We start from the raw sequence: 15,407 nt of genomic DNA on the forward strand, positions 1-15,407 counted from the left end.
TTTTAAATTAGTTTATCATATATTCGTTCACGATTTAAAATAATCGAATGTTTATGTGTTATGAATAGTATTACGGTCTGTGCACAGATAATTAATTAAACCAGTAATTTTCTTGTAACATATAAATAAAAAAGCCGCCCCGGGAAAATAGATCTAAATCAATTCTCAACCCGGAAGCGACTTGGTAAGCTTTGCAGCTCTTAACAAAGGCAAAGCTACTAAAATGAGATGACTCGTACAATTGGCAATTGTGTGGGAAATGGAGCTATGCTGATTTATTATTTAAGTTATGAAATTAAAAATGTTATGTGTTGTTGGAATCATTTTTTTAAGTTTAGGAGCTACTAAAAGTGCTAATGCAGCTTGTATCACGGCAAGTGTTGACTGTGGAGGTGGTAAAGGTGGTTATGGTTTGGTTTGTGGAGATTCTGGACAAGAAATGGCCGATAATGCAAAGGAAATGGCTGATGTCATTTGTGGTGGATAAGTAAATTTTAAAGGAGTTGTTTTAACTACATAAACAACTCCTTTTTGAAAATTAAATTATTAATAGATAGTTATGAAACAGTCTATTTTAGCATTAATACTAATAATGCTTACATGTTGTGTGTCAGCCCAAGAACGTATCACTATAGATACAATTAAGAGTATATTCTATTACGATTACAATTTTCAACAAGATTCCACTGATTCGGGAAGTGAAGTGTATCAGGAAATGGTTCTCCAAGTAGGTACTAACCATTCAAAATTTATAAGTGTAAATGCTCTTTTAACAGACTCGTTACTCTTCACAGTTAAAGATTTAGAAGCAGGTGTGGGGTTTTCTAAAGTATGGCCTCAGATGAATGGGTTAAGGGAAAATATATTATGTAAGTATGTTGTTTATAAAGATTACCCCCAAAAAAGGAATAGTCAATTTGTAGGTAAACTAGGTGCAAAAACAACTATAATGGTGAATGAGCAAATAAATTTTAATTGGCAGCTAGAACAAGTTAGAGATACTAGTATTTTGGGATACACATGCCAAAAAGCGACATGTAGCTTTGGAGGGAGAAATTATGAAGCCTGGTATACCATTGAGATTCCTATTAGTGATGGTCCTTATAAATTTGAAGGTTTACCAGGTTTAATTGTTCGAGTTGCCGATGTCGAAAAAGAACACATCTTTCAGCTCTATGGGGTCAAGAATTATAGTAAAGATATGACTCCTATGTATGGAAAAGCCCAAAAACTACAAACAACCACTGCTCAGGGCTTTGCAAAAGCCGTGAAAGTGTATCTTGCTGATTTGTATAGAAAATATGGAGGTAATCCCGATATAAGCTATTCAAATCCCGATGGTGAGTCAAAAACCTTGAGAAATATCAGATCTAAAAATAATTTTATAGAAAGGTATTAATATTGAGAACTGTATATGTATTAGGAGATACTACTCTTAAGACCTGAGGATCTGTTGTACAAGTTATGGGGGATTTGGAAGTTCTTCTCGATGCAGTTTGTAATTAATTGAAATAACTAAAGAGAAACTCTCTCTCTCTTAAAACCATTTTAGGTATGAAAAAGTATTGTGTTTTAGTATGGTCACTATTATTGTCGATCTCTGTTTTTGGACAAGATTTTGTCAAAGTAGACACTATTGTAAAGGAATTCTATTACGATTATAATTTCCAACGAGATTCGACCGATTCTAGCAGTGAAAAATATCAGGAAATGGTATTGCAAGTAGGCAAAAAACATACAAAATTTACGAGTACAAATACCCTTTACAAAGACTCATTACTCTTTGTGTATAAAGATTTAGATCCAATGGTTGCACTTTCTAAAATCATGCCTGAAATCAGTGGATTCGTAACAAGTAGTTTATGTAAGTATGTTATTTATAAAAACTACCCTCAAAAAGGAAGTGTTCAATTTATTGGAAAATTAGGTTCAAAAATAAACTTAGGGGTAAATGAGGAAATAAAATTAGATTGGCAATTAGAAGAAGTTAGAGATACTAGTATTTTGGGGTACACTTGTCAAAAAGCTACCTGTTATTTTGGAGGAAGAAATTATGAAGCCTGGTATACTATGGAAATACCAATTAGTGACGGACCTTATAAATTTAATGGTTTACCTGGTTTAATTGTTCGAATTGCCGATGTCGAAAAGGAACATGTTTTTCAGCTACATCGCGTTAAAAATTGTATGAGTAATAAGGCTTTAATTTATACAAAACCAGATAAATTCCAAACTTCAACTGCACGGGGTTTTGTTAAGGCTCTGAAAGTTCATTTTGCCAATTTGTATCGAAGATATAGTGGTAATAATAGTATAACGCATACGAGCCCCGATGGCGAAGCAAAAATGTTAAGAAATATTCGTGCCAATAATAATTATATAGAAAGATATTGATACAATATGATAAGGATTCTTTAACTCTATTCAAATAGTTTAGATATGAAAAAATATGCAGTTTTAGTGTGGTTGATATTATTATCAAGCACGGTATTTACTCAGAAATATATAAAAATTGATAGTGTGTTGACTGAATTTTATTACGATTATAATTTCCAACAAGATTCAACCGATTCTAATAGTGAAAAATATCAAGAAATGGTACTTCAAGTTGGTATGCATTCTTCAAAATTCACAAGTGTTAATATCTTATATACAGATTCATTGCTTTATACTGTTAGAGATTTAGGTGCTGCCGGGTTTTCAAAAATATGGACCAAAATTAGTGGCTTAAGAGTTCATCGTTTTTGTGAGTATACATTATTTAAAAATTATCCGAATAAAGGGAATATCCATTTTAAGGGAGGTTTGGGTCCGAAAGTGAATGTTATGGTTGACGAGTCAATAAATTTTAATTGGAAGTTACAAACCAATTCAGACACTATTATTGCTAAATATCCTTGCCAGAAAGCTACTTGTAATTTTGGAGGACGGAAATACGTAGCTTGGTATACAATGGTGATACCTATTAGTGATGGACCCTATAAATTTAAGGGTTTACCTGGCCTAATAGTTCGTATAGCAGACACTAAAAAAGAACATGTTTTTCAGTTGTACAAGGTGAAAAATAGTAATGCTGGTACTTCTATAATCAATGTTGTTGAGGATCAATATCAGAATTCAACACCGCAAGGTTTTGCAAAAGCCATGAAGGTTTATATTGCAGATATGTATCGAAAATATGGAGGTAATACAGATATAAGCTATTCAAATCCAGATGGTGAATCGAAAACCTTAAGAAACATACGTGCGAAAAATAATTATATAGAAAGATATTGATACAATATGATAAGATTTTTTATTAAAATTGCTTTATTCTTATTGCCATGCCTTGGCTTTTCTCAAGCTAATGATCCTGGTTTTGTTCGCATTAGCATGGATACCATAGCAAACGAGTTTTATTACGATTATAACTACCAGCAAGACTCTACTGATTCTGGTAGTGAGAAATATCAAGAAATGGTACTCCAAGTAGGTAAGAGGCACTCAAAATTTACTAGTGTTAACAAGCTCTTAAAAGATTCGTTAATGATTGCATTTAAAGATCTCAGTCTCAGATTAGCGGTTACTAAAGTCGCCTCTGGAATCAAAGGAAGTTCTACTGGAATCTTATGTCAGTATTATGTTTATAAAGATCAGCCAAATATAGGGCAAGTTAATTTTATAGGCGATTTAGACTCAAAAACTTCATTAAGTGTAATTGAAACGCCCTCATTTAATTGGAAACATATTAAGGGAGATACGACCATATTAAGCTATGCTTGCCAAAAAGCTATATGTAGCTATGGGGGTAGAGACTATATAGCATGGTATACTCCTGAGATACCAATAAGCGATGGACCTTATAAGTTTTTAGGTCTTCCTGGCTTGATTGTACGTATTGCTGATACCCATAAGGAACATATTTTTCAGCTTTATAAAGTGAAAAACTCAAGAAATAATCGTGAAATGTTTTTTATAGAGGATAATTATTTATCTGAAACTACTGCTAAAGGATTCACCAAAGCTTTTAAACGATATGTGAATAGTCTATATATGAAATATGGAGGCAATCCTAATCTTCAACATAGTAGTCCTGATGGAGAGTCAAGAATGTTAAGAAATATTAGAGCTACTAATAATTTTATAGAAAGATATTAGTATAGTATGATAAGGATTCTACTCTCTCTCGTTTTATTAGTTATTAGTTCATTTGTATTCTCTCAGTCTACTGTTAAAGGCTATTTAGAATCGGATAAAAAGAACTCTGTTGAAGGAATAATTGTCAGCCTGCATAATGATTCTATCAGCAAAAAATTCCTTACTTATTGCATTAGCGATACTAAGGGGTATTTTGAATTGAACTATTCGGAAGATTATATAGGAAAGACTTTACGTATGCGTTCGCTTTCCTATCAGGACACTTGCATTCTTCTGGTAAACAAACAGGAAGCGTATCATATTAAACTAAAAGCGCAAATTCAGAAACTAAAAGAGGTGAGTGTGCGCTCTACGCCTATTTTCAGCAAAGGCGATACGACGACTTATATTGCTGGCGTTTTTGCTCAGAAAAGAGATTTCTCCATTGGCGATGTTATAAGTCGTATGCCTGGTTTCGATTTGGCTGGCAATGGTAAAATCACCTATCAGGGACGAGAAATTGAGAAGTATTATATAGAAGGTTCTGATTTGTTAGAAGAGCGCTATAGTTTAGCTAATAGGAATTTACCTCATAAGGCTGTTGCTGCTGTAGAGGTCTTGCATAATCACCAGAGTAAAAAGGTTTTTGAGAACAAGATCTCTACGGATCAAACTTCAATAAATATCAAACTAAAAAAATCGGTTGCTTTTACAGGTACAGCACAACTAGGTGCTGCCTACAAACCATTGGGGCGATATGTCAATATAACGCCTATGATGTTCTCTAAAAAGTATCAGTTCATAGGCTCAATACAGTCCAATGATATTGGCGATGATCTTTCAAGTAATATCAATACGCTTAGCTTTAAAGACGGAGAGTTACAAGGGATGGAAAAGCATAGATCTACCTTTTTGGGGCTCCCCGCCTTATTCTATCCCAAAGTAAACAAAAGTAGGTTTCTGATGAACGATGCCAATTTTGTGAGCATAAATGCGCTTCGAAAATTGGATAATCAGTCGGAATTAAAAATAAATACAGCTTATCTAGCTGATCATATCGAAGAACAAAAGAGAAACAAAACGACTTATTTCTTAGATGATGCTTTGTTTACGACTAATGAAAAGTTTGTGAACAACTTTAAGAATAGATCTTTTTTTGCCGACCTAAATCTAAAGAGGAACTTATCTTCCATCTATCTGAATAATAAACTAGGCTATATTCAGTACAGAGATAAAGCCAAGGCGATTATTACAGGTGATCAGCAACAAATTATTGAAGCTAAAACACCTCATAAAAGCTTGTATAATATTTTTGACTGCACCATTCCTTTTGAAAAGAATTTTGCCACCGTTTTCTCCTCAGTGGATATTAACGAAAGCGACGAAGATTTGTTTTTTAGTCCTTCTGTTTTTCCCAACGTCTTAGATTATGGAAATGATTTGTCTGTAAGTCATCAGAATTTAAAGAATACTAGTATTGTTAGCAGGAATCATATTCAGTTTGGGCGATCGGTGAAATCTTTTGTACTCCAATCAAAAATAGGATTCAATTACGAAAGACAGGATTTAAAAACATCTATGTTTTCGGGACAAGATTTATTAGACTACAATTTATTACAGAATAATATATTGTGGGATAAGACCAATTACTTATTCGAGCCTAGCATAAAATACGAAGGACGAAAGCTGAAAATGACTCTGGATTTGCCCTTAGATTACTCCTATCTGGATTTTGAAGACAAACAATACAAATCTCGAATAAAACAGAATGACTTATTATTCAAACCAAGATTATTTATAAGTTATCAATGGAATTCATATATCTCAAGTAAAATAAACCTAAGAAGTTCTGAAAGCATTGGCGACCCTAATAGAATGATGCAAGGCAATGTTGTATACGACCATAGAACAATGCGAAGCCGAGTGGCACAAATAGATGGTGATAAAAGGAAATCAGCAAACATTTATATAAGCTATCGAAATTCTATAAGTGGTGTATTTGCAAACCTATCTTATAACAAAAAACAAACCGACAAAGATTTTATGACAGATACAGAGATTATTTCTCCTGGTGTATTTTCTTATAGTCTAATAGCTAAAGCCAATCGTTCTACTAGCGATCTGATATCGGGAAAAATATCTTATTACTGGCATAACATGCATCTGAATTTAGATTATAAAAGCTCTTTCATGAAACAGAAATCGAATTATCTGTTGAGTGGTGACCTAAAGGATTTTGACATAAATATGTATAGCAATTCTTTCAAAATGAGTTTTGATAAGTGGCAATTCTTAGCTTTAGACTACGACTTTTCCTTAAGTACCAATAAGCAGGCAAGCAATGGCAATGAAACAAAGTCGATAGAACAAAAACACAAAGCCCGGATTTGTTATTATTTAGATTCCCGACAATGGATAGAGCTTCGCCCTGAGTATTCTGTTCTTAACCACTCAGTAAATGATACTCAAGAGGCTTTATTTACCGATTTAACCTATTCATATACTCCCAAAGGAAGTAGAATAAGTTATTTGCTTGAGTGCAGAAATATCTTTAATAATAGATATGTCTATTCTACCTACGACTCAAGCCTGAGTATGGTGTATAACGAGTTTAACCTCAGACCAAGGCAATTTGTAGCAAGAGTAAGGATTACTTTTGGGAAAAATTAAATACAAACAGATTGTACACGCATATTTATACCATTAATATGCTGACGAAATTCTGATGAGAAATGAAAATTAATAGAATAACAAGTCGAGTTTCCCTTTTTATATTATTTGCCGCGATCCTTGGACTATCTTTTGGTATTAAGGGGAAGGCTAGTGATAGAGAAAAATCGGAATATGTAAGTGATAGTATTGTGGCTATTCAGGATAGTTTAGCATTTGAGTTAGCACAAATTTATGGTCTCGATCAAGGAATGCGAACCTCTAAGGGGTTCAAGAATAAAATGCGTTTGATACAGTGCGTTGATTCTTCAAATTTCTATCGCATTTTTGAGTTTGTTAAAACACATGGCATGCCAAGTGATAAATTGCTGGGTAAGAATAATTACAAAAGAGAATGTGTCCAGTCAGCTTTCTTTGCAGTGATGCTGCATAACCCACACATGCTTGTAAACAATGAAGAATATCTGAATTTCTTTGCTGATTTAGTTGAAAAAGGGGAATTAGGAGAAGGAATTTTATTGACTATTTTGGATAAATACTATTGGGCAAAAAACTCAAAGCGAGTTATGTATGGTTCTCAATTTGGCATGCCACATATAGATGATAAAGAGAAAACCAATAAGGCTAGAGTAGAAATTGGAGTTAAACCTTTGCCAGATTCTCTTTTTATTAGACATTAATGATTTTACCACCTTGTTAGGCTTGTTTATCCATCAGATTTTGAACTTGACCATAAAATACTTTCTAAATTATAGCTGGAAATTCAATTTTCAGCTATATTTTTAAGCTTTACTAAACACATGTTTTTTATAATCAATTGATTTGTAAAAGACTGGTCCTGATCTATGAAAAAAAAATTCCCTCACTTTCGTCAACTCGATGCCATGGACTGCGGGCCCACTTGCCTGCGCATGATATCGAAGTTTTATGGTAAAACATATAGCTTGCAATCGCTGCGCGATAAATCCTACATTACCCGTGAAGGGGTATCGATGATGGGTATTGCCGATGCGGCTGAGAGTATTGGTTTTCGTAGTATGGGGGTACGAATTACTTTTGAGCAGTTGGCCGAGCAGGCAACACTACCTGCTATTTGTCATTGGAACCAAGCGCATTTTGTGGTGGTTCATAAAATCGAGAAAAAGAAGAATAAAACTATCGTTCATGTTGCGGACCCAGCTTCGGGTTTATTGAAATTTACTAAGGAAGAGTTTATTAAGGCTTGGGCTTCGACTAAGGTTGATGGTGAATTGAAAGGCTTGTGTTTATTGTTGGAGGCTACACCTGATTTTTATAAAGCCAAGGATGAGAGCAAGAGCAGGAAAAAGAGCCTGGTTTTTCTTTTACGCTACCTTAAGCCCTACAAAAAGTTCCTTTTTCAATTGTTCCTGGGCATGCTTTTCGGAAGTATGCTGCAGCTTATTTTTCCATTCCTCACGCAGTCGGTGGTGGATATCGGGATTAATACGCAGAACCTGAGTTTTATTTATTTGGTGCTGATTGCACAGATGGTGCTTTTTATCTCTCGTATATCGGTTGAGTTTATTCGTTCCTGGATACTCTTGCATATCTCTACCCGCATAAATATTTCTCTGATTTCCGATTTCCTAATCAAGCTGATGAAGCTGCCTATTGGTTTCTTTGACATCAAGATGATTGGTGATCTTTTACAGCGTATACAAGACCATACACGTATCGAGAATTTCCTGACTTCCTCGACTCTGAATATTCTGTTCTCCATGGTGAACTTGTTGATATTCGGTGTGGTATTGGCTATTTATAACATGACTATTTTCGCTGTTTTCCTTTTGGGATCTAGTCTTTATATTATTTGGATCAACCTTTTCCTGAAAAAGCGTCGGGAGTTGGATGGCAAGCGTTTCGCACAGCTATCGAGTAATCAGAATTCATTGGTTCAGTTGATTACTGGGATGCAGGAAATCAAGCTGAACAACTGCGAAAAGCAGAAGCGATGGGAGTGGGAACAGATTCAGGCTGAACTCTTTCAGGTGCGTACCAAAGGACTGGCATTGAACCAGTATCAGGTATCGGGTTCGGTCTTTTTTAATGAAACCAAAAATATTGTTATCACTTTTTTAGCAGCGCAAGCTGTGGTGAATGGTAGTATGACCTTGGGTATGATGCTGGCGGTTCAGTACATTCTTGGTCAATTGAATTCGCCAATTGATAATTTGGTTCAGTTCATTCATTCCTGGCAGGATGCTAAGATTTCTCTTGAACGTTTGGGAGAGATACATGAAATGGACGATGAGGAATTGGATAAGGATGAAAAGTTAATTGAATTGCCTGAAGATAAATCCATTCATATCGAAAAAGTAAGCTTTCAATACGAAGGACCACATTCCGAAATGGTGTTGAATGAGGTTGATCTGCACGTGGCAAAAGGTAAAACAACGGCTATTGTTGGTGCTTCTGGCTCCGGTAAAACAACTTTGATTAAGCTTATGTTGGGATTCTATCCAGCAACCAAGGGGAAGATTAATTTAGGTGGGGTTTCCATTCAAAATTACAGCTCAGCCATGTGGCGTCAGAACTGTGGTGTGGTTATGCAAGATGGCTTTATCTTTTCGGATACTATTGCTAAGAATATTGCGGTTGGTGATGAAGTCATTGATAAAAAAAGATTGCTTTATTCGGTGCAAGTCGCCTGTATTCATGAGTTTATTGACAGTTTGCCATTGCGATACAACACCAAGATTGGGGCTAATGGCCATGGATTGAGTCAGGGACAAAAACAGCGCATATTAATTGCTCGTGCCGTTTATAAAAATCCGGAATTCTTATTTTTTGATGAAGCGACCAATGCTCTTGATGCCAATAATGAAAGGGCTATCATGGAAAATCTGGATGAGTTCAATCAGGGACGTACGGTTGTTGTTGTTGCCCATCGTTTAAGCACGGTACGAAATGCCGATAAGATCATTGTTCTGGATAAAGGACAAATTGTGGAACATGGTAGCCATAAGGATTTGACTCAATTGAGAGGTCGCTATTACGAATTGGTTAAGAATCAACTAGAACTGGGCAATTAGTAATTATCAATTAGTGGTTATGGATCAATACTATATTCATGGAAAAGAATTTAATACAGGAGAAGTCTTATCAGTTTAGTATTCGGATTATTAAGCTCTATCAATATCTTAAAAATGAAAAGAAGGAGTATGTTCTTTCGAAACAAATTTTAAGGTGTGGTACCTCAATTGGTGCTAATACCGAAGAAGCTATTGGAGGGAGTTCTCAGAAAGATTTCGTTGTCAAATTGAATATATCGTACAAGGAGGCTCGCGAAACGCATTATTGGTTGCGTTTATTAAAGGATACTGATTATATTGATGTTGTCATGTTCGATTCATTGATTGAGGATTGTGAGAGTATCCTTAAGATACTTTATAAGATCATTGAGACATCAAGATTGAATATGAACAAAACCAAGATTAATTAATGATGAGTAATTTTCAATTAGTGATTAATAATTACTCATCACTAATCGATAATCACTAATTGTACATCGCTTTTTGAAACCAGTATACCGTTGAATATGGAACAAGATACAAATATAGAATTGCGCTCGGAGTCCGTTCAAGAGATTCTAGGGAAAATGCCATCATGGATCGTTCGTGTAGGTTCAGGATTAGTGTTTCTTGTCGTGCTGATATTAGTAATCGGTTCTTGGTTTTTCTCTTATCCGGAGATTATCAGCTCGAAGCTTGTTTTAACGACAGAGAATCCTCCTGCAGAGTTGATTGCTCGTGTAAATGGTAAGATTATAGATTTAAAAGTGAGCGATAATCAGCTGATTGAGGCTGGTGATTTGTTGGCTGTTATTGAAAACCCAGCGAATTCGCAAGATGTTTTCTCATTACGTAAACAGCTTAATAATCAGATTCCTCAGTTTGATGGGAAGAATGAAATGACACCCGAATTTGTCGATAAAAATTATCGTTTGGGTGAGGTGCAAGCTCCATTTAACGCTTATCTAAAGGCTTGTACAGATTATAGCCGTTTTGTCGATCTTCAATATCACGAAAAAAAGAAAGCTTCTTTGATTCAGAAAAGAAGTAACTATCGCATGTATTACAATCGTCAATACAAACAGCGAAATATTTTAGAGAAGGAGTTGGCAATTGTGTATAAAGAATTCCATCGGGATTCTCTGCTCTATACCCGAGGAGTGATTTCAAAAGCCAATTATCAGCAATCGGAGAAGGAATATCTACAACAAAGCTATGCCTTTCATGGTTCACGTTCAACCCTTTCCTCAACTCAAATTCAGATTAATGAGGTGGATCAATCGATTATTGACTTGGATTTGGATGAAGAAAATAAAAGAAAGGAATTGCTTGATCAGATTTTGCATGCCTATGATAATTTGACTGCTCAGATTGATATATGGGAGCAGAATTATCTGCTTAAATCACCAATTACAGGTGCAGTTAGTTTCAATCGATTTTGGTCAGCTAACCAAAATGTGAAACAAGGTGAAAAGGTTTTTACAGTACTTCCATCGGATTCAACTCGAATTATAGTTCGTGTTGATTTAGGAATGAATCGTTCTGGTAAGGTACAACTCGGACAACGTGTCAATATTAAGCTTAATAACTACCCCTATATGGAATTTGGCATGCTCGAAGGCAGTATACGCTCAATTTCTGAGGTTCCTGATGGCGACAATTATAGCTTAGACGTTGAGTTAACTAATGGGCTTATAACTAGCTATGGAAAAGAATTAAAATTCGCTCAAAAGATTGAAGGAGTTGCCGAAATTATTACTGAGGATCAACGTTTACTTCAGCGTATTTTTAATCCATTAAAGGCACTTTTGAAGGAACACGTGGTTAAATGATTAATTGACAATTAGTAATCAGCGATGGGTCATTTCTAACAGGGCTGACTTGCTGAATTGTTTCGATTGTATGATTGAGGTGTCTGGATTTTCAACTCTTTAACCTTTTCCTCCTTTATCCTTTACACTTTATTGTTTCGATACTTTATCCTTGTTTTCCTTTGTTCATCTCACGCTTTTAATCTAAATTAGTTGGGAACGTAAGATTAGGTTATGCAAAAACTAGCAGTTGGGATCGATATTGGTGGTACGAATACCGTTTACGGTTTCGTAACTGAGGCTGGTGTTTGCCTTTTTCATTCTTCTTTTTATACCCCCAATTACCCTATTTTCGAGAATTTTGTTCGCGAACTCTCCTTGCATATTAGGTCTAATTTTAGTGCTTTTTCAGATCAATACGAATTGGTTGGAGCTGGTGTCGGCGCTCCGAATGCGAATTCTCTTACAGGCTGTATTGAGCATGCTGTCAACCTGCCTTGGGATAAACATCTTCCTTTAGCTAAACTCCTAGAAGATCATTTGCAGCTACCGGTTATACTCTCTAATGATGCCAATGCAGCAGCCTTGGGTGAAATGTATTACGGTGGAGCAAAGGGAATGACCAATTTTATCTTAGTGACTCTTGGTACAGGCCTGGGTTGTGGTATAGTGATGGATGGAAGAATTTATATTGGGAACGAGGGCTATGCTGGTGAAATGGGGCATATTATTATCCGTGATCAGGGGCGTTCATGTTCTTGTGGACGAAAAGGCTGTCTGGAGACTTATGTCTCGGCTACTGGGATTAAAAGGACCGTGAGTAAGTTTCTAGCTAAGTATGATGAAAAATCAGTCCTTCGAGATATCCCTTATAATAAAATATCGGCTAAAAAACTCGCTATTGCTGCTTATGGTGGTGATAAGCTTGCGATTGAGTCATTCGAATATACAGGGCGATTATTAGGAAAAGCTCTTGCCAATATTGCAGCAATGAATAATCCGGAGGCCATATTTCTTTCAGGAGGATTAGCCAGAGCAGGTGATTTAATTTTGAAACCAACCTATTATCATATGGAGGAGAACCTTCTTTCAGTTTTAAAAGGTAAAATGAAACTTGAACTTTCATCCATTGAGACCAATGCAGGTGTCATGGGATCAGCAGCCTTAGTTTTCGCAAATGGGCATTAAGAGTTCCTCTGCAGAATAGAGCTCTTTATGAATCTCTTCAATTGGTACGATACTCTTATGTAATAGGTAATCTGTCAGTTTAGTCTTTTCCTTAAATTTGACTTTTGGCTCGATTCTATCCTTTAAATAGTTGGTCAGTGATCGGATTGTTCTAAAATAACGGTAGTATTTATCTTCAAAATTATAAACGTAACAAATTTCTTTCTCGTCTTTCAACAACAATTCATAGGTTTCGATTCTTCTTTGAGGACGTAAATATTCAATATTGAGAAGTGTAATTTTGTTCATATTAGAATTTTAGACTTTGATTTTTCAATGCTAAATATAAAAAAAAAATGGTTCAATGTTAAATTTATCAAGTTAAATTGTTTATTAATCTATGATTATTGAACACTCATCACAATGTTTTGAATTCTAATTTTATTTCTGTTTGTAAATTTCATGTGTCGTTTAGATGTAAATATTGTAGATGAATTTCAGACTTAAATACTTGATGTATTTTGTGATAATGTTTCTTTTATAACCCCAGTTTGTAAATTGATTTTGTATTTTAAAATTAAGTTTCAATATGTTATTGATTAGATTTTATCGATTCTAAACTGCAATTATTTTTTGGATAAATCACACTTTAAATACATACGATAGAGAAAATTGTTTTGTATATTTAGTTTAAGTCTATAAAAAATGAATATGGCTTCATTATCTAAAATTATTTTTTTTTTGAAAACTTGATTTTATGATTAGCTTATATGACGTGATCTGGCAGGAAGGATATTTGTTATGTATTTAATTTTTATGTTTTATTATTTTTTCGTAAATTAACATTGTTATTAATTATACTATTAAATCTCTAAATTGAAATTTCTATAACAACTAAGACTATAATTAAGACACGACTAGCTAAACTGCAGATCCTCTGGTTATTTTTACAGAGGATTTGTTTTGTCTACTCAAATTTTTTCCTTTTTTGATTATTAAGCCATTCAGGATATTATTTTATCTTGTTAGTGTTTTATCAAAATGATTTGTTGCCTTATGACTCGATTACTATGCTTTTTTATTTTTTGTTTGAGTTCATTAGTTGGTTTTACACAGACGAATATTAAACCCTTTCCCTCTCATAATCAGAGTCCTTTAATTCATTACTTTTGCATCCCTAACGCAGAAGAGGGGCATATAGTTTCTAAAAATAAACTCTCAATTTCGGCCATATTTAATTTGTCGAGTAATAGTACTAATGCAATCAGTTCAAACGAAATAGTCTACTTTGATGGTGAAATGGCACGTTTTGATTTGCAAGCACGTTATGGTATTAGTCCTCGATTCGAGATTGGTTTGAATGTGCCTTTTATTAACCATTCCACAGGTTTTATGGATTCAAGTATCAATGGATTTCATGATTTTCTTGGATTGACAGGAGGAGCGCGTGCAAATACCCCAGTAGATGGGATACTTTATGCTTATATGCAGGATGGTAAATCACTCTTTAATATCAATGAAAGTTCTTTTGGAGTAGGAGATGTCTCTTTTGAGTTGGGTTTTAAGCTCTTGGATCAGAAATCACATTCTATGGCCTTACGTGCCTACTTAAAGATGAATAATGCTGATAAATTTAAGTTACTTGGCAGTGGAACCCTTGATTTTTCTGTGCAGTTTGCAGGTCAAGCTATTGGTGTCGGTCCCAGACCTGCTTACTTTTTCTATTCATTTGGTTATTTGCGTGTTGGAGGAGGCTCCTTATTGGAGGATATGCAAATAAATGATATCGCTTTTGCTTCATTAGGCTTGGCGGTAAAAGTAAATAAATGGTTAGCTCCTAAAATGCAGCTCGATTATCATTCCCGGTTTTATAAGAACTCCTTAACTCAAGAACTAGGCGACTATGGAATGCAATTTCTTTTGGGTTCTGATTTCATTCTGAGTGAAAAAATGATTTTAACGGGGGGCTTTGCTGAAGATGTAAAAATTAATACCTCACCAGATTTTGTTTTACATTTGGGTTTGAGTTATAGCTTGTAAAAAAACATTTCATTAGTTTTAAAGGAATTTCGCGAACAGGATAAATTCATAGTTTAAAATTTTAGCAGGTTTTGAACAAACTTTAATTTAGCTTGACTAAAAACCTACAACAGATATCAGAACATTCATTAATCACATATCACTAATTGTTCATTACTAATCGTAAACATCATGAGTATTATAGGAAATATTATTTGGATTATTTTTGGAGGTATTTTTATCTTCTTGGAATATATTATTGCGGGTGTACTGATGTGTTGTACTATTGTAGGAATTCCTTTGGGTCTAAAGGCTATTCAATTATCCGTACTTGGCTTAGCTCCATTTGGACAAAAGGTTGTGCCTAATGAGAGCGCTGGAGGTTGTTTGAGTATTATTTTAAATATTTTTTGGTTGATTTTCGGTGGTTTTTGGATTGCCTTAACTCATTTGGTATTTGCTATTCTATTTGCGATCACAATTATTGGTATTCCATTTGCGGCTCAACATATTAAGTTGGCTGGTTTTGCCTTAACTCCTTTTGGAAAATCACTAAGATAATATCTGAATTAGTGATTATCAATTATTAATT

The 15,407-nt window shown here is 34.7% G+C and carries 14 protein-coding genes; 13 read left to right on the forward strand and 1 reads right to left on the reverse strand.

The window, feature by feature from the left end:
- The first annotated feature begins 289 nt into the window (after positions 1 to 289).
- From DWB61_RS00240 to DWB61_RS00290, 11 genes are all read left to right on the forward strand, one after another.
- Positions 290 to 487, forward strand: coding sequence for a hypothetical protein (locus DWB61_RS00240; protein ID WP_125028759.1), 198 nt, complete (start codon positions 290 to 292; stop codon positions 485 to 487).
- Between the two features lie 72 nt (positions 488 to 559).
- On the forward strand, positions 560 to 1,399 hold the full coding sequence (locus tag DWB61_RS00245) for a GLPGLI family protein (protein WP_125028761.1): 840 nt from the start codon (positions 560 to 562) through the stop codon (positions 1,397 to 1,399).
- Between the two features lie 155 nt (positions 1,400 to 1,554).
- Positions 1,555 to 2,394 carry a GLPGLI family protein gene (locus DWB61_RS00250; RefSeq protein ID WP_125028763.1) on the forward strand — a complete coding sequence of 280 codons (840 nt, stop codon included), beginning with the start codon at positions 1,555 to 1,557 and terminating at the stop codon, positions 2,392 to 2,394.
- A 45-nt stretch (positions 2,395 to 2,439) separates the two neighbouring features.
- Positions 2,440 to 3,276 (forward strand): GLPGLI family protein, encoded by an 837-nt coding sequence (locus DWB61_RS00255; protein WP_125028765.1) that lies wholly within the window; start codon positions 2,440 to 2,442, stop codon positions 3,274 to 3,276.
- Between the two features lie 6 nt (positions 3,277 to 3,282).
- Positions 3,283 to 4,137 (forward strand): GLPGLI family protein, encoded by an 855-nt coding sequence (locus DWB61_RS00260; protein WP_125028766.1) that lies wholly within the window; start codon positions 3,283 to 3,285, stop codon positions 4,135 to 4,137.
- Between the two features lie 6 nt (positions 4,138 to 4,143).
- Entirely contained in the window at positions 4,144 to 6,786 is a 2,643-nt protein-coding gene (locus DWB61_RS00265) for a hypothetical protein (protein ID WP_125028768.1), read from the forward strand.
- A 62-nt stretch (positions 6,787 to 6,848) separates the two neighbouring features.
- Positions 6,849 to 7,466, forward strand: a complete 618-nt coding sequence (locus DWB61_RS00270) for a hypothetical protein (RefSeq protein ID WP_125028770.1) — start codon at positions 6,849 to 6,851, stop codon at positions 7,464 to 7,466.
- 165 nt (positions 7,467 to 7,631) lie between these two features.
- Positions 7,632 to 9,839 carry a peptidase domain-containing ABC transporter gene (locus DWB61_RS00275; RefSeq protein WP_125028772.1) on the forward strand — a complete coding sequence of 736 codons (2,208 nt, stop codon included), beginning with the start codon at positions 7,632 to 7,634 and terminating at the stop codon, positions 9,837 to 9,839.
- Positions 9,840 to 9,877: 38 nt separating this feature from the next.
- Positions 9,878 to 10,249: a four helix bundle protein gene (locus tag DWB61_RS00280; protein ID WP_125028773.1), complete on the forward strand. Its 372-nt coding sequence runs from the start codon at positions 9,878 to 9,880 to the stop codon at positions 10,247 to 10,249.
- 96 nt (positions 10,250 to 10,345) lie between these two features.
- On the forward strand, positions 10,346 to 11,650 hold the full coding sequence (locus tag DWB61_RS00285) for an HlyD family secretion protein (RefSeq protein ID WP_125028775.1): 1,305 nt from the start codon (positions 10,346 to 10,348) through the stop codon (positions 11,648 to 11,650).
- A 213-nt stretch (positions 11,651 to 11,863) separates the two neighbouring features.
- The gene (locus tag DWB61_RS00290; RefSeq protein WP_125028776.1) at positions 11,864 to 12,817 is read left to right on the forward strand and encodes an ROK family protein; all 954 of its coding nucleotides are present in this window, start codon (positions 11,864 to 11,866) and stop codon (positions 12,815 to 12,817) included.
- Here DWB61_RS00290 and DWB61_RS00295 read toward each other — a convergent pair.
- Positions 12,794 to 13,105, reverse strand: coding sequence for a hypothetical protein (locus DWB61_RS00295; RefSeq protein WP_125028778.1), 312 nt, complete (start codon positions 13,103 to 13,105; stop codon positions 12,794 to 12,796). The genes DWB61_RS00290 and DWB61_RS00295 overlap by 24 nt on opposite strands.
- 747 nt (positions 13,106 to 13,852) lie before the next feature.
- Between DWB61_RS00295 and DWB61_RS00300 the strand changes: the two genes are divergently transcribed.
- Both DWB61_RS00300 and DWB61_RS00305 read left to right on the forward strand, forming a co-directional pair.
- A complete protein-coding gene (locus tag DWB61_RS00300) occupies positions 13,853 to 14,836 on the forward strand; it encodes a DUF3187 family protein (RefSeq protein WP_158614337.1) in 984 nt (327 codons plus the stop codon).
- Positions 14,837 to 15,007: 171 nt separating this feature from the next.
- Complete coding sequence (locus tag DWB61_RS00305; RefSeq protein WP_125028782.1) at positions 15,008 to 15,376, forward strand: YccF domain-containing protein; 369 nt, start codon at positions 15,008 to 15,010, stop codon at positions 15,374 to 15,376.
- Positions 15,377 to 15,407 lie beyond the last annotated feature (31 nt).

Source organism: Ancylomarina euxina (assembly GCF_003863355.1).
In the GTDB taxonomy this organism is placed as follows: domain Bacteria; phylum Bacteroidota; class Bacteroidia; order Bacteroidales; family Marinifilaceae; genus Ancylomarina; species Ancylomarina euxinus.

What these genes read in the sequence shown, in the direction of transcription:
- DWB61_RS00260 (WP_125028766.1), top strand. Translation starts at nt 3,283, where the DNA reads ATGATAAGATTTTTTATTAAAATTGCTTTATTCTTATTGCCATGCCTT.
- DWB61_RS00290 (WP_125028776.1), top strand. Translation starts at nt 11,864, where the DNA reads ATGCAAAAACTAGCAGTTGGGATCGATATTGGTGGTACGAATACCGTT.
- DWB61_RS00295 (WP_125028778.1), bottom strand. Translation starts at nt 13,105, where the DNA reads ATGAACAAAATTACACTTCTCAATATTGAATATTTACGTCCTCAAAGA.
- DWB61_RS00280 (WP_125028773.1), top strand. Translation starts at nt 9,878, where the DNA reads ATGGAAAAGAATTTAATACAGGAGAAGTCTTATCAGTTTAGTATTCGG.
- DWB61_RS00265 (WP_125028768.1), top strand. Translation starts at nt 4,144, where the DNA reads ATGATAAGGATTCTACTCTCTCTCGTTTTATTAGTTATTAGTTCATTT.
- DWB61_RS00245 (WP_125028761.1), top strand. Translation starts at nt 560, where the DNA reads ATGAAACAGTCTATTTTAGCATTAATACTAATAATGCTTACATGTTGT.
- DWB61_RS00240 (WP_125028759.1), top strand. Translation starts at nt 290, where the DNA reads ATGAAATTAAAAATGTTATGTGTTGTTGGAATCATTTTTTTAAGTTTA.
- DWB61_RS00255 (WP_125028765.1), top strand. Translation starts at nt 2,440, where the DNA reads ATGAAAAAATATGCAGTTTTAGTGTGGTTGATATTATTATCAAGCACG.
- DWB61_RS00275 (WP_125028772.1), top strand. Translation starts at nt 7,632, where the DNA reads ATGAAAAAAAAATTCCCTCACTTTCGTCAACTCGATGCCATGGACTGC.
- DWB61_RS00285 (WP_125028775.1), top strand. Translation starts at nt 10,346, where the DNA reads ATGGAACAAGATACAAATATAGAATTGCGCTCGGAGTCCGTTCAAGAG.
- DWB61_RS00270 (WP_125028770.1), top strand. Translation starts at nt 6,849, where the DNA reads ATGAAAATTAATAGAATAACAAGTCGAGTTTCCCTTTTTATATTATTT.
- DWB61_RS00305 (WP_125028782.1), top strand. Translation starts at nt 15,008, where the DNA reads ATGAGTATTATAGGAAATATTATTTGGATTATTTTTGGAGGTATTTTT.
- DWB61_RS00300 (WP_158614337.1), top strand. Translation starts at nt 13,853, where the DNA reads ATGACTCGATTACTATGCTTTTTTATTTTTTGTTTGAGTTCATTAGTT.
- DWB61_RS00250 (WP_125028763.1), top strand. Translation starts at nt 1,555, where the DNA reads ATGAAAAAGTATTGTGTTTTAGTATGGTCACTATTATTGTCGATCTCT.